Raw genomic sequence first — 14,876 nt, forward strand, 5'->3', positions numbered from 1 at the left:
ATGTCAGAGACCAATATCCGTGACGGCGTTGCCCACGAGGGGCGCGTGCTCACGCCGGTAGACCTCGACCGAGTCCAGGCTGGCATGGCCCGTTTGGCGCGCGATAGCGGATCCGTCGGCACCGTTTCGGGTTCCTTGGGTGACGAAGCCGGCTCGGAGAGAGTGCCCTCCGAGCTTGGCTAGGGCAGTGGGGTCGTAGCCCGCGTGTTCGGCGCGGCGTCGGATGGTCTGGTGGATCGCTGCCCCGGACAGCGGTGTTGAGGCAAGGTTTCCGTTCTTCGCGACGGCCCGGAACAACGGTACCCGGGTTGCGGTGCGTGGCACTCCCCCACGACACACGTGCGCGTCGAACAGTTCCTGTTTCCGTAGTAGCCGAATGACGGCGGGGCGGCCGCCGACATCGAACGCGGCGACGACCTGCACCCAGCGGACATAGGCGCACGGTGGGCAGGTCTCGTGATTGCCTGTGTATGGCAGGGCTTTAACTACTCCCCTGCCCTCTTGGTCGGTCTTGGATTTCCGCAACCGCACATGTAGGCCGTCGTGCCGGTGCACGGTAACGTCCCCACACACCAGCTCGGAGAGTTCGCCGCGGCGAAAGGCACCCGCGAACCCCATCAGCAGGATTGCGGAGTCACGGCGTTCGAGGACTTCGTCCGCCCAGCCCCGACATCGCTCCCGCGCCGTCAAGACAAGAAGCTTGATGTCGTCGGCCAGCAGCGGATCCCGCGGTTGGCGCAGTCGGTCCCCCGCGGCGGCGTACTCGCGCCGGATCCCCGACAACGTGGCGGAGACCAGCTCATGCGCGGACGGAGAGAGATGGCCCGTGGTGCGGTGCTGGTGGTTGATCGCGGCAATCCACGTGCCGAAGGTGGCGACAGCGTAGGCCCGCTCCCCTGCTTCGGTGCGGGTGTCGGCAGCGTCGACGAGGTAGGCGGCGACGGTAATCGGGTGTGCCGGAAGCGTCACGTGACCATTTGCGGCGCACCAGCTGGCGAAGCGTCTCCACGCAGCCGCATACGTCTTGCGTGTCCCCTCGGACCGGGAGGACTGCACAGCGCTTGCGATTCGCTTGGCGACGGCGGGCGGGATCTCCGGCTCGACAGCGACCGGCCTGCCAGCTTCGGCAGTGCCGACAAGGGTGGCCACCGCAGGCGTTCGGCACGGTCGAAAGTCCATACTGGCAGCGTATCGTAGGTCGCCGACAACTTTGCAGAGCAAAACTGTGCTGAGCTGGTGTTTCAGCGGAGATGGTGCGGAAAATGCAATTTACCGCGGGAAATCGGATCTACTTTTCTACGGTGCTCAACACCGACCGTCGGGCAGGATGCGGTGGCGAGAATTTCAGCCCGAAAAGTCATATTCACACCGACGGTTCACCGCATGTTCGAGCACCTCCGTACGAACACATACGCACCAATAGATACAAACCGGAATACAGACCAGCTGGTTGCTAGCGCGGCTGTCAGCTGTTCGTTACTGTGCCTAGTTACCAAGGGCAGCGAGGTGTGGGAGGCGCGGTTAGATGCCAGGGGAATGGAGAGCAGCGGTCACCGGCGCAGGTTCTGGAGTCGGCCGCGAAATCGCGTTGCAGCTTGCAAGCCAGGACTGGTCACTTGTGCTCGCGGACAACAACTACGATGCACTACTGGACACACAGTCCCAATGTGTCGCTAAGACCGCAGTCGCACACGCGACTCAAGTCGACGTCGCCGACCGGACCGAAATCAATTCATGGGCCGCTTCATCACGTAGAGTTCTTGGCGGTCTCGATGCGATCTTCAACGTCGCGGGCGTTCTATACAGCGGTGACGTCATCGAAACTCCCCCAGCTGACTTCGATCTCGTCATGGCAACCAACTTCGAGAGTGTGGTGAATAGCTCTCGCGCCTTCCTTCCAGACATTCTGAAGTCACGTCGAGGTCGAATCATCAACGTGTCGTCCGCATTTGGTGTCATGTCCGCACCCGGCTACTCGGCTTACAACTCCTCTAAATTTGCTGTTCGGGGCTTCACCGAGGCCCTAAGCCAAGAACTGCGCCTGACGTCACGAACCGCGCGTGCGACGTGCGTGATCCCTGGTGGCCTCAAAACGCCGATCGCACGGACGGCACGGGCGGCACCCGGCGTTGATCGCGCGCGAACGGCGAATTTTTTCGACACCCGCGTAGCCCGAACCGCCCCTGAAGTGGCTGCCCAGAAGATCATCGCGGGTGCGTGGAAGGGTAAGTCGCAGGTGACAGTCGGATATGACGCCCGCCTCATCGACGTAACCACGCGCCTACTCGGCTCTCATTATCAACATCTGCTGCCTGCGCTCCAAGCACTGCGGCGGCTTTGACTAGCCATCACCAATAGATAATTCACTCACCAGACCTGCGGGGGTCGGTCAACTATGTCGAATAGCTGGATCCTGATAGAGACGTTCGGAGACGCAGAGCCGTCCGTGATCGGAGTTGGGTCTTCGCCGAAATCCTTTGTCCCACCTCGTAATGTTCTCCGCAGCTCCGCCAGCCGCAACGAGGCAGTGGCCGCGGTAGCGGAGGCGCTTTCAACAGGAGCCCGAGTGGATCGGCTGTGCAAAGACCGCTTCAGGCGGGTACTGGCCGAACCACTGCGAACCTTCGCGGGTCGCACACATGGTGCGTGGGTGTGGCTCGGCCAGCGCGAAGAGACTCCGCCTGCGCGAGACGCCGCCGGGGCGTGGCATTTCAACCTCACGAAAAGCACGGCAAGCGGGAGCGGCGATCTCCTCGACCTTTACCGCGTTCCTCCAGACGAGCGCGAAACCCAGCGTGCACTCGCGGGAGCCTTCACCCGACTGGTCACCAACCGTGACGAGAGCGAAGCGATGGCCAAGATCGTGCAATCAGCGCCGGGCACCACTCACCAAGCGGTCTGGACAGTGAGGCGGGACGACGGTGAACTTCGGGCCGCGCACTTCTCGTGCCGAATGATTGCCGAAGACGGGATTTCGGGCACCGAAGTCATCCTGCGGGGTATCACCCACGACATCGGCCCCGCAGGTGAAATCAATATCGCTCCCCCACCCACGATTCTCGAGCATCGCGTTCTGGAGGCTTCCACAAAGGAGGGCGAGTACCGCGCACTGGTCAACCTTAGAAATCTGAGCTTACTTCGCTGGTACAACTCCGAACCTGCACCGAATATCTGCTGGGAAAACCTTCCTGGCGAACCTGTACCGGCGATTCATCCGGACGACATAACAATTGCGAAGCAAATGTCGAACGCACTCGCACGCGAACGCACTAACGGCGTGCTTCGGTTCAGAACTCTTGATGGCGACTGGAAGCCGATGACAGTCGATGCCGTTCTAGTTTCACTCGATCAGCACACCACGGCCGCACTCGTCACTCTGACCGAGTTGTGCGAGGAGTAAATAAACTGGCGGATCCCCACGGACTCACAGAGACTGTTACGGACCGCAAGCGGCCGAGGCGCTTACGCAACAAGTGCGTTTTTTAGTTGCGTCCTTTACAGGGATTGTGCGCGTGTCGTGCGGGCATCGCGAGTTCGACTCCACGCAGCTGCCACTGTTCGAGTCGACACACCATACGTTTCGGCGAACGACTCGATGCGCTCCTCGGTCTCGGACTTTCGCCCACGCTCGATGTCGGCGAGAACGGTAGTCGACATCCCGAGCAGCTGCGCAGCGTCGCCCTGGGACAGCGCCGCATGCACCCTCAGGTCGGACAATTTGAGCTGAGACTCCGGGATCGGAACCAGCGCCGCTACGGACGTGTGCAGGGCGTTCGCAATTCGGCCAAGCGTCGCAGGCGGTGGCGTTGAGCGCCCCGTTTCCCAGGTCGATACTGCTTGCCTGGTCGCGCCCACCTTGGCCGCAAGGTCGTCAGCGCTGAACCCCGCACGTACCCGCAGCTCACGCAACCGGTCGGCGCGAAACCCACGAACTCCGCTTCGCGGCACTGTCCCCAACTCCCTGTCGAACCTTCAAGACAGTCCCATCTTGCTCGATCCACCGCAGCCTCGAACTCTTGTGCGTTTTATAGTTGCGCGTTACTGTTGCGACTATGCATCCATTCGATTCGAGTTTCACGAAGCAGAACCGATTGCGCGGTGCACCTAACCTGTTCTACAGTCCTGATGCGCGCCCAAAAGGGATTCCTCGGTGCTTGTCGATCTCGGCACTGCTTGTAGCGCGGGACGTCAGGTCGGTCTGTTCACAGGTTCCGTCCGATCTTTCCTGTCGGGAGTTCTACATGTTCGCGTGTTTCGCCCTTGCCGCATCACAGTTGCCGTCGACGGCTGACATCAGCATTTATCGTCGCCGAAGTTCAGCGTTGGGCCGTTACGGACGAGGTGCGACGGCAGGTGTATCCGCCCGACATCGCCGCTTTCGCCGGGGTTACGGGGGCGAATCAAGGTGAGTGCCGCACGGGACGCGATGATGCCAAATTTCCTCGCGCAGAAACAGTTCTGCGCGTCAATCGTCGTAAATCGGACACACGGCGACTTGACTGCCTGCTCGCTCGAGCAAGGGCATTCCGGTCGCCACCAATACATCGGTGACGACGGAGCCCTGCTAGCCGAGTGGGGTCCATCCACATCGTGCAATGAGCGGTCAATTCCTACCCGTAAGCCCTAGACCTGACAGTCCGGACTGCAACCCGACTCGGGTGGGCTTTCGCTGATAGTCCCACTCGTGAGCTACAGGAGCTCCCCCGCGCCCTGTAGCTCGACCGGTGGACCGGCGCGAGGGTCGCGCAGTGAGCGCATTTCATCATGTTCAGCGCTGCGCGGCCCCGCCGGGACATCACCCCTCGGACTCACACCCGTTCGCACAGAAAGGATTCCGATACCCGATGTGGATTTTCCAGCAGCCGTGGTTCTGGTCGGTGGTCTTCGGCTGGCGCTGAGCCTCTAGCACGTGATGGGTGCGTGCGACTGGCCCAAAACCTATGGATCGCATGCACCCATCCACTTCTCTCGACCGACTTACCTAAAACCAATTGTCGCCAGAACGGTTGCTCCGCAATCGCATTCACCAGCACGACCCGATCACCGGGTCGCACCAGGAAGGGATCGACACCAATGCCAGCACCACAGGACACCGGACACCACCGCTCATCCAAGAAGCGAGGGCGGGTGATCAAATCGCTGCCCGCCGTGGCCGCGGTGACGATCGCCGGCCTGACTATGCAGGCCGCTCCTGCTCAGGCTGCACCATCGCAGCCGGGAGTGACCAGTCCTCAGGGATCACAACCGGGGGTCACGAGCACACCGCAGACGGTACCGGCCACCCCGCCGCCTGCCCCGACTCAGGAGCGCGAGTTCTTCATCCCACCGTCTCAGCGGGTGCAGGAAACTCAGTGGCGCAGCTTCGACGACTATCAGTCGGGTAATCAGCAGTCCTCGTACCAAAACAGCTACTACGAGCCCGCTCCCCCGCCGCAGGCCGAACCGGCCCAAGCACCACCCGCATTGCAGTCAGCTCCGCCTCCGCCGGTCCCGACCGTGCAGCGCAAGGTCATCGCCCCGATCGACGCACCTGAGGGCTACGTCCTAGTCGGCGGAGAACTGGTGCCGTACGACCCGAACCTGGTCGACCGCAACCAGGTGAAGAAGTTCAACAACACCGTGGCCGCGCTCCAGGCCGACGGCGGGAACTGGCTCGTGGACAACGGGTTCGCCGATGCTCCTCGCGCCGATCGCATCGCCGCAGGCACCGCGACCGGTGTCATAACCGGTGGCGCTGTCGGTCTCGCGGCATCTGTGGTGCCGGCGGCGGTGATCACCGGAACCGCAGCCGCTATCGGCGGCGGCCTCGGTGTCGCCGCCACTACAGGCACCGGTGCTGTCATCTGGGGAGGACCAGTGGGTTGGGTCTTCATCCCCGGAGCGGCAGCACTCGCGGGAGCAGGCGTCGGCGCAGCCCTGTCGGCACCGATCGTGCTGGGCCTGACCGGTGCAGGCGCTGTCATCGGCGGCATCCTCGGTGCCTCCATTCTCGGCGGCGAGCAGCAAATCATCGAAGAGCCGGCCCCCGCCCCGGCGTTTGTTCCTCCGGCCGCCGACAGCGTCCCGGCGATTCCGCCGGCCGCGACAGTCGATCTCCCCGGCCCTGTCGGGCAGGTTCGCGACACTCTCGCTGCCGACCCGAACGGCCGCCAGGTTCTCGCGGCGGCCGACACCGCAGTCCAGAACGCGGCTCCGATCGTCGACAAAGCCGTCGACGATGCGTCGGTGTGGACCGCACCGGCGGCCTCGGCAGTGCAGGGCTTCACCTCGAAGGCCCTCGAACAGCCGCAGGTGGCTCAGACCGTCGAGACGGTGCAGTCGGCTGCAGCTCCTCTGGTCGATCAGGCCACTGCCGCTCTCGGCGGCTTGCAGGCGGCGTTCGCACCCGCCTGATTCGCCCTACAGCCAGCTAGTTGAACCAGCCAGGAAGGACACATCCAGATGATCCGCCGTTCGACGACATCTCCGATTGCCAGTGCCACCGGCCCAGCCCGATCAGGGGTGCCGTCGAGCTCGCCCCGTGTGCCGCGATCGCGCCGACGCGCGGTCGCGGCAGCCGGGGCTGCTGTCATGTTCATGGCCGTCGCCGCCGCTGTGTTGTTCAGCGGTGGTGACTCCGAGCCGGACACGACAGCCACCGATACGGTTATCTCTTCCTCCGTAGCGCCGACAACTGTTGCGGCCGGGCCGGATTGCTCGATGCCGGCCGGTGATCAGAACAGCGGCCCTGGGGTCATCGCGGCGTTCGAGCACGCCTACTACGTCCAGCGATCGGGCGCGGCCGCGCACGCTCTGGTGTCACCGAACGCCCCGGCGAGTGCCCCGTTCTCCGTCGAAGCCAACCTCGACGCAGGTATCGCCACCGTCCCTGTCGGCACCACCTACTGCCTCGACATCGACCCGGCGCGCACCGGTTCCTACACCCTCACCCTCACCGAGAGCGGCCCGAACGGGCCTGGAACGCAGTACCGCCAACGGATCACCACCGACCAGGTCGACGGTCGCTACGTCATTGCCGCCATCGAGCAAGCGTGATCACCCACCGCCGCCACAGCGCGAGATCGCCGCAGCACCGCGGCGAACAGCCACCACGAAAGGAACGCCAGGACATGAGCGATGCAGCGAGCGAATGGGCCGAGGCCGCCACCGCAGTACGACAGGCACGCGAGACCCTCGAGGCGTCGACCGCGAGCGAGATCCGCGCATGGGCCGAAAAGTCCGGGCTGACCGACTGGTCGATGTGGCAGAAGATCAAACGAGAGCTCTACAAGCAGCTCGACCTGGACTACGACGGATTGCGCGCCAGCGAGGCCGAGCAGGTCACCGACGCGGTCGCCTCCGCTGCGTCGGCCGCACCGCTGGTCGAGCTCTACGCCGCAGGCGATGAGCGCGGCAGCTTCGCAGTGGTCGGAGACGGTGACGAAACAGCCTGGTACGGAACATTTCACGCCAAGGACGCGGTCTTTCGGCAGGGCGATCAGACCTCGGCCGACGACTCGGCGGCAGGCAAGGCAGCCTTTCTCGCCGGCAAGCTACGCGAGGAGCTCGACGCTCCCGCGATCCGGCTGATTCTGCATATCTCCAACCCGCACCTCGACGGCACGCGGCTCGCCGCTCTCGCCGCGCGATACGGAGTGCACCTCGAACGCCTCGAGATCGACGACGAGAACCCGGCCACCGTGTGGTGCGAGGATCCCGGTCACCGTCCGTGGCAGGCCATCCGGCTCTCCGATCTGCTCGTCGACGATCAAGCGGAGGTCGGCTGATGGCCGAGCAACACCCACGCCGCCCAGACGTCGACAACCCCGTCGCGGGGTACGAAGCCGAGGACACCGTCAACCTCCGCGCTCAGCGCCTGCGCCGACCCGAATCCGAACCGGACGAACAGCCTGCAGAAGAGTCGGCCGACGACACCGCACCGGACCCGTACGGGGTCGGGCAGGACGCATTGGCAGCGGTCGAGACACCCGACGTCGACCCCTCAGCGTTCTACCGAGCTCGACTGTTCGACCGCCAGGAAGAAGACCCGACCGCCGAGCCCGCCGAAGCAGGGCTGAGGGGCCGGATCAACGCCGCTCTGGGAACTCATCTCAAGCCCAAGCCCACATCGGCGGAAGTCAGACTGCGTCAGTCGATTCGCGTTGTGCAACAACCCCTTCCCGGATGCTCGGTGGTCTCCGTCATCAATCCCAAAGGCGGAGCGGGCAAAACTCCGACATCGGTGCTGCTCGGTTCGACGTTCGGTAAGCACCGTGGCCACGGGGTGACTGTCTTCGACGCCAGCGAGTCACTCGGCAGTCTCGGCGATCGAGCCGCCCGCACCACCGATCCGGAGCTCACGGTGTGGGACCTGCTCGACCACGCCCATGAACTGGCCTCCTCGTCGGCGGTATCGGGATCGCTCAACGCGTTCCTGCGGCGTCAACCGACGATGGAAGACATTCTCGCTGCGGACAATTCGGCCGACCGTGAGCGCAACCTGGGGTGGGACGAATGCGCCGCGGTGATGGCAGTGCTACGCCGACACCGGGACCTGATCGTCATCGACACCGCCGCCAATCCCTTGGCCGAGAGCTGGCAGTGGGCCGTGCAGCATTCCGATGCCCTGGTCGTTCCGCTCCCGCTACGCCTCGACATCGCCCGGCAGGTCTATCAAATGCTCGAGGGCATCATCGCCCGCGGCTACGGGCACCTGTTGGCGTCGACGATCGTCGTGACCTGTGCGACGCCCGATTCCAACCCGCAGTTGGCGTCGGCGGTCTTCGAGGATCTGCGCAATCTCGGTGTCCAGGAGGGCAATTTCATTCAGGCCCCGTACGAATCAGCGCTCGCCCGCGGCGATCGGATCGTCTACAAGGACCTCCCGCCCGCCACGATCGAGGCCTACACCAATGTCACCGCCCTGGTCGCCGACAACGTCGCCGCCGCGCGAGCCGGCGCGGCCTATCAGTTCACCGATCCGTATTCCCCGCAGCCGGTGTACCGCCAGCCCGACAGCGCACCACCCCCACAGCTCTCGCAGTGGGAGCGGCGCAGCCGCGACCGTCGCGGAGCCTGACCCGTCCCCCACCCCGCTCGAGCACACGAGGAGAACACCATGACCGGCCAGAGAACGCTCACCACCCCGCGGCGACGACAACGCCGGACACTGTCGGCGCTGACCGTCGTCGTCTCCGCGGTGGTCCTGGCCGCGGGCACCGTCCCCGCACACGCCGCACCGGCAGCGACGGCGGCGACCTCGTGCGCGAAGTACGTCGCGATCATGGCCCCGGGTACGTGGGAGACCAATGTCGCTGCGAATCCCACCACCCCGGTCGGGATGCTCGCCACCGTCGGTAACGCGCTGAAGCAGAAGTACGGCAACGACATCGAGGTCTACTACCCGGCGTACGCGGCGTCGGCGTTCGATAAGGGCCGCACCTACGCCGACAGCAAGGAAACCGGCAAGAGCGCCATCAACAACATCCTCACCTCCGCGTGCGCGACGTCGAAGTTCCTGCTCTCGGGCTACTCCCAAGGCGCGGACGCCGCTGGCGACGTCGCCGCCGAGATCGGTAACGGACGCGGCGTCGTTCCCGCGGCCCGGATTCTCGGAGTCGGTCTGGTCGCCGATCCGCACCAGGGCACCGCCGGCGGCACCGTCGTCGGGCCGAAGGTCGACGGTCAGGGCATCGGCGGGGTCCGGCCCGAAGGCTTCGGTTCCTTGGCCCCGGTGGTCAAGCAGCTCTGCAATCCCACGGACCTGTACTGCTCGACGAACGCCGGCAAGGACGGTCTGCTCGCGGGCCTGGGCAAGGTCCTGGCGAACAAGCCCGTCGACCCGGCCGCCACCGGCGGACAGGGCGGAACCGGGTCAGCCCCGGCCGCGTCGAGTTCCGCAGTGGCGTCGACGACCGCGCAGGGCGGTGTGACCGGTGCCGGGACGCAGCCGGGCGCGACGCCGACACAGGCCGGAGGGGTCAGCGATTTCTCGTCGTCGCTGGTCTCGGACTTCTCCCGCGTCGATCTGGCCGGTGCGGCGAACACCGCATCCATTCTCGGGGAGCGGGTGGCCACCCTGCCCGACTCGGTGGGAACCAACCGCACTCAGTCGCAGGTCGCCAGCGTCGGGGCCTCGGCGACATCGTTGCTCAATACCCTCGAACCGGTCGCCGATGTGCAGTCGGTGATCGCCGCGAATCCCGGAATCCGCTCGACTCTCGACACCGCACCGGAAGGATCACCGGAGGCGAAGACCTCGACGGTGCTCGACGCGCTGGACCAGATCGACATTCCCGCAGTCCTGAGCACAGCGACGTCGATCGCCGACACCGCGTCGTCGGTGCTGGGCGGCACCGGCACCACCGCGGGCCTTGCCGGCACCGCGTCGACCCTGAGCGGGCAGGTCGCACCGTTGCAGTCCGTGTCCCCGGATGCGCTGACCTCGGCAACGCAGGTGCTTTCGCTGCTCAAGCCGAAGACGGTGGTCAACCAGGTCGTCAACGTCGCGACCGGCTTCACGAGCCTGGACTACCAAGGCATCGTCGACAACCTGATCGCGTTGCCGCAGAAGGTCGCTGCTCTCGATGTCGCGGGATCGCACAAGATCGCCGGTGATCTCAACAACCAGTTCGCGCCGATCGTGAAGGTGGCCGCTGGCGTGGACCTGCATACCTTGGCGGCGTTGGTGGCGATGATCCCCGACCCCAGCGGCTCGGCGCAGATTGCCTCCCTGGTGTTGAGCTTGCTCGGCAACGTCGACGTGATCCGCCTGGCCAACGATGTCGGCGCGATTCAGGAAGTCGCGTGGAAGATCCTCGAAACCGGCAACCTCGCGGCCACCGCCGAGCTGCTGCCCATCGGGCTCGACCTCGCCTCGGTCGCGGTCGGAGTGCTCGCCGGATCCTCCAAGACCAGCCCCGACCAACTCGGATCACAGACCCAGGTCACCGGACAGTCCGCAGCGATCGGCCAGCAAGCCTCCACCGGCGATTTCGCCGGTCTGGCAGGCAGTCTCGTCTCACTGGCCTCGTCGCCGAGTGCCGGCGATGCCGCGGAGCTGGTCGGTGCCGGTATCGACGCCGCGACGTTCTTCGCCTCCGGTGCGCACCAGTCCTACGGCGACTTCAAGGTCGACTCCACCGGCCGCAGCGCCCTGCAATGGCTCATCGACTTCTTCACCCAGAAGATCGGGGGCTGACCGGCGGCCACCGAGCAGGCTCTCCAGCCGGGCGGACATGACGCAGAGCAGCCGAAAACTACAGCAACACAACCGAATTACGCGTACCACCACAGGTGTCCGGGCGGGCACTGATCATCTTGTCGATTCGTGAGGACATGCACCAATGGCAGCATCACAGCAGGGCAGCAAGGGCAGTGCCGGCGCACTGAGCCTGTTGCTGATCGCCGCCATTGCTGCGATCGGCATGTTCGGTGTCCTCTCGGGCGATCGCACGCCCCCGGTCGACGAAGGCACGTGCCTGCCGGCCGGCGCGGCCGTGGTGGCTCCGCACTCGGGAACAGTGGTGATGCCGCTGCGTGAAGGCACCTATCAGGCCACGAGCGGTTTCGGTGCCCGCACGAACCCGGTCACCGGCGAAGCCGAAGGACACCAGGGCCAGGACTACTCCGCCCCGATCGGAACCCCGATCTACGCGGCCACCGACGGCACGGTCGTCAAGGCCGAACACGCCAGCGGGTTCGGCAACTGGATCATCATCGACACCACCGTCGACGGCCAGTCGCTCTCGACGGTCTACGGCCACATGAACGACGACGGCGTCGGGGTCACCGCGGGCCAGACCGTCAAAGCCGGTGACCCGATCGGCGCCGTCGGCAACGCCGGACAGTCCACCGGGCCGCACCTGCACTTCGAGGTCTGGCCCGGCACCCGTCTCGCATCCGGATCGAGCCCGGTCGATCCCGTCGCCTGGCTCGCAGCCGCCGGTGCCACCGCCCCGACCGCCACCGCGGACGTCCTCGCCGCCACCTCCGCCGCGACCCCGACCACCGGTGCTGCGGCGCAGGGCGTATCGAGCCGGTCGGTCAAACTCGCCGCCGCGATCAAACCCGGCTGCGGAGTCCCGGCCGGATCGACCGGACTGCGACCGGGATCGGTGCCCGCTGATTTCGAGCCGTGGATCGTCAAAGCCGGCACCGTGTGCCCCGAGGTCACTGCCCCGGTCGTCGCCGCGCAGCTCGAACAAGAGGGCGGCTTCGACGTCGACGCCCACAACGCAGGATCGGGCGCGGACGGACCGGCGCAGTTCATGCCCGCCACCTGGGCCGCGAAAGGCGTCGACGGAGACGGAGACGGCCGCAAGGACACCCGCAGCATCGCCGACGCGGTGATGAGCCAAGCCGCCTACGACTGCGAGCTGGCGGGCATCGCCAAGGACTCGCTCGCCGCCGGCAAGCTCAGCGGCGACCTGACCGAGCTGTACCTGTCGATGTACAACTGCGGGCCCGGTGCGACCCTCTCGCAGGGCCGGGTGTGCCAGAACGCCGAAACCCTCGACTACGTCGCGAAGATTCCCCGACGGGCAGCAGAGGCGTTCTCCGTCGCCGTCCCCCAGGCCACACCGGGCATCGTCCCCGGTGGCCCGTTCGGTCAGAACGTCGTCGCGGCGGCGATGCGCTGGCTCGGCACCACCTACGCCTGGGGCGGAGGCGACCGCAACGGACCCACCCGCGGGGTCAGCGACGGCGGCGGCCGCGCGGACATGATCGGCGACTTCGACAAGGTCGGCTTCGACTGCTCCGGCCTGGTCCTCTACGCCGTCGCACAAGCCTCCGGCGGCGCGATCGTGCTCCCCCACCAGGACTCGGCGCAGATCGCCGACAGCCGCGGCCGCGTCATCGCCACCCCCGGCGAGCTCGCTCCCGGCGACATCATCCAACCACACTCGGGCCACATCTTCATCTGGCTCGGCGGAAACAAGGTCGTCGAGGCACCGCAGTCCGGCGACGTCGTGAAGGTATCGGACTGGACCCCGCCCGCGAGCGGCCTGACAGCACGGAGATTCGGATGAGAACCACCCGCACCGCCCTGACCGGATTGCTCATCGCTGCAACGGTTCTCACTGCCTGCGGTGGTGAAAGCACCAACAACGGCAGCGAGGTCCCGTCGATTCCGGCGCAGCAGTGGACACCGGGTACGCCCCCGCCGAGCGGCAGCGATCCCACCCGCACCCCGCCGCCGGCTGCGACTGTGCTGCCCGACCTCGCGGCAGGGGTGGACCGGCAGGACCCGGACTCGGTGGCCACCGCGGCGTTGACGGTCTGGTTCACCTGGAACACCGCCGTCGACGCCGGACCCAACGATGCCGCCGCCCGCACCGCGCCGCTGCTCACCTCCGAGTACGCGCGTGAGATCACCTCCACTACAGCGCAATCGAGCCCCGGCGCGCAGTGGCTGGCCTGGGCCGCAGGCGGCGCGGTCCTGACCCCTGACTTCGTCGCCGACGACGAACCCGTTCCCCCGCGGATCGATTCGACGGCCTACCGGTCCTACCGCGTCACACAACGCATCGACGGGGCACCGGTGAGCGAGAGGGTCGTCGCGATGATCCTGCGGCGCGGGTCCGGCGGCTGGGAGGTGAGCCGCATTCAAGACAAATAGCCACTACCTCGTTCGTGTGCTTTCACTGCAGAACAACCCGTTTCGGAAAGGAACCCCCGATGGACACAGAATCCGTCACCACCCCCACCACCCGTACACCGCACCGAGCACGCCGCGTCCTCGGCGTCCTCGCTATCACTGCCGCGCTGACCGTCCTGGCCGGCGGAGTCGCCGCCGCACAGGCGGTCAACCCGTACGACGGGGTCAACCCGGACATCGGCTTGTTCGGGCCCGCCCTGAACCAGACGTGGAAGCGCCTGCTCGCGGCGATCTGGGGAGCCAGCATCGCCCTCGCTGGCCTCTGGGTACTGACCTCGTTCCTCGCCTCCAGGAAGGCCCGCAAGCGCAACATGTCCAGCGATCTGAGCGAAGCGGGCGAGGATCTCAAGCTCTCCCTCATCATCTTGGGCGGTGTCGCCGCTGTCTCGCCGATCGTCGGCGCAGTCCTGCTTCTCGTCCAGCCCGGCGCGTAGCCGACCCGGCTCTACCCTCCATTTTCTTTGCCCCGACGCGGCACCGTCCGCAGAAACGAGCACTCATCATGGCCATCGACTACCGCAATGTCGGCTCCGAACCCCCCAGCTCCCCCAACACCGGCACCGTCTCCGGTGATCAGCACTCCGACAGCAAGTCCGGGTCCAAACGCTGGATCATTCTCGGGGCCGTCGCCCTGGCGATCCTCGCCGTCGTCTCGGTGATCGTCGTCGGTCTGTCGGGCGGTTCCGACGAGACCGGCGGCAGCGATGCCATCCGCGCAGTACACGGACCCACGACGGTGAACAACGGTGTCCCCAGCGGCTACACCCGCGACACCCAAGGCGCATCGACGGCCGCGGTGAACGTGCTGCAGGCGTTCGATCAGGCCAGCCAGGGCCGCATCGACATGAACGATGTCCGCTCGACGATGATCGCCGCCGACCCCGGCCCCGAACTGGCCCGCGAGATCGAACTCGGCAGCAACCGCGACGAGAGCAGCGACGTGATGAACACCCTGCCGGCCGCGGTGCACGTGTCCTCGTTCGCTGCCGACGCCGCGCAGATCTCGGTGTGGTCGATGACCACCACCCAGTCCGACATCAACAACACCGGCACCGTCGCTGTGAGCACTCTGTGGGCGACCACCGACATCTCGTTGGTCTGGCAGGACGGGGACTGGAAGGCCAAGGACTGGTCCTACCGCCAGGGCCCGCGGCCGGAAGACGCCTCTTACCCGGCCGCTGATTCCACGCTCGGCGGTCAACTGACCGCCGGGTACTACACCTTCTACATCGACTAG

13 protein-coding genes are annotated in these 14,876 nt (G+C 65.9%); 11 read left to right on the forward strand and 2 right to left on the reverse strand.

All coding sequences use genetic code 11. The features are described from left to right. Positions 1-3: 3 nt before the first annotated feature. A complete protein-coding gene (locus BH93_RS22965) occupies positions 4-1,179 on the reverse strand; it encodes a tyrosine-type recombinase/integrase (protein WP_037172747.1) in 1,176 nt (391 codons plus the stop codon). A gap of 346 nt (positions 1,180-1,525) precedes the next feature. On the opposite strand from BH93_RS22965, the gene BH93_RS22970 reads away from it, so the two are divergent. Continuing rightward, positions 1,526-2,341: an SDR family NAD(P)-dependent oxidoreductase gene (locus tag BH93_RS22970; RefSeq protein ID WP_037172752.1), complete on the forward strand. Its 816-nt coding sequence runs from the start codon at positions 1,526-1,528 to the stop codon at positions 2,339-2,341. Between the two features lie 54 nt (positions 2,342-2,395). Then, entirely contained in the window at positions 2,396-3,400 is a 1,005-nt protein-coding gene (locus tag BH93_RS22975; protein ID WP_037172754.1) for a GAF domain-containing protein, read from the forward strand. 95 nt (positions 3,401-3,495) lie between these two features. On the opposite strand, the gene BH93_RS22980 is transcribed toward BH93_RS22975, so the two are convergent. Then, entirely contained in the window at positions 3,496-3,948 is a 453-nt protein-coding gene (locus BH93_RS22980) for a helix-turn-helix transcriptional regulator (protein ID WP_037172755.1), read from the reverse strand. A gap of 1,125 nt (positions 3,949-5,073) precedes the next feature. On the opposite strand from BH93_RS22980, the gene BH93_RS22985 reads away from it, so the two are divergent. From BH93_RS22985 to BH93_RS23025, 9 genes are all read left to right on the forward strand, one after another. Continuing rightward, a complete protein-coding gene (locus BH93_RS22985; protein ID WP_052064961.1) occupies positions 5,074-6,393 on the forward strand; it encodes a hypothetical protein in 1,320 nt (439 codons plus the stop codon). Positions 6,394-6,441: 48 nt separating this feature from the next. After that, complete coding sequence (locus BH93_RS22990) at positions 6,442-7,035, forward strand: hypothetical protein (RefSeq protein WP_242459042.1); 594 nt, start codon at positions 6,442-6,444, stop codon at positions 7,033-7,035. Positions 7,036-7,109: 74 nt separating this feature from the next. Then, positions 7,110-7,766 carry a hypothetical protein gene (locus tag BH93_RS22995; RefSeq protein ID WP_037173374.1) on the forward strand — a complete coding sequence of 219 codons (657 nt, stop codon included), beginning with the start codon at positions 7,110-7,112 and terminating at the stop codon, positions 7,764-7,766. Then, positions 7,766-9,058, forward strand: coding sequence for a MinD/ParA family ATP-binding protein (locus BH93_RS23000; RefSeq protein ID WP_037172756.1), 1,293 nt, complete (start codon positions 7,766-7,768; stop codon positions 9,056-9,058). The genes BH93_RS22995 and BH93_RS23000 overlap by 1 nt, the downstream gene beginning before the upstream one ends. 39 nt (positions 9,059-9,097) lie before the next feature. Beyond that, entirely contained in the window at positions 9,098-11,179 is a 2,082-nt protein-coding gene (locus BH93_RS23005) for a cutinase family protein (RefSeq protein WP_037172760.1), read from the forward strand. A 145-nt stretch (positions 11,180-11,324) separates the two neighbouring features. Beyond that, complete coding sequence (locus tag BH93_RS28155) at positions 11,325-13,010, forward strand: peptidoglycan DD-metalloendopeptidase family protein (RefSeq protein ID WP_037172761.1); 1,686 nt, start codon at positions 11,325-11,327, stop codon at positions 13,008-13,010. Further along, on the forward strand, positions 13,007-13,600 hold the full coding sequence (locus BH93_RS23015) for a hypothetical protein (RefSeq protein WP_037172762.1): 594 nt from the start codon (positions 13,007-13,009) through the stop codon (positions 13,598-13,600). The genes BH93_RS28155 and BH93_RS23015 overlap by 4 nt, the downstream gene beginning before the upstream one ends. Positions 13,601-13,659: 59 nt before the next feature. Further along, positions 13,660-14,073 (forward strand): hypothetical protein, encoded by a 414-nt coding sequence (locus BH93_RS23020; protein WP_037172763.1) that lies wholly within the window; start codon positions 13,660-13,662, stop codon positions 14,071-14,073. Between the two features lie 68 nt (positions 14,074-14,141). Then, positions 14,142-14,876: a hypothetical protein gene (locus tag BH93_RS23025; protein WP_037172765.1), complete on the forward strand. Its 735-nt coding sequence runs from the start codon at positions 14,142-14,144 to the stop codon at positions 14,874-14,876.

Source organism: Rhodococcoides fascians A25f, from assembly GCF_000760935.2.
Taxonomy (GTDB): Bacteria; Actinomycetota; Actinomycetes; order Mycobacteriales; family Mycobacteriaceae; genus Rhodococcoides.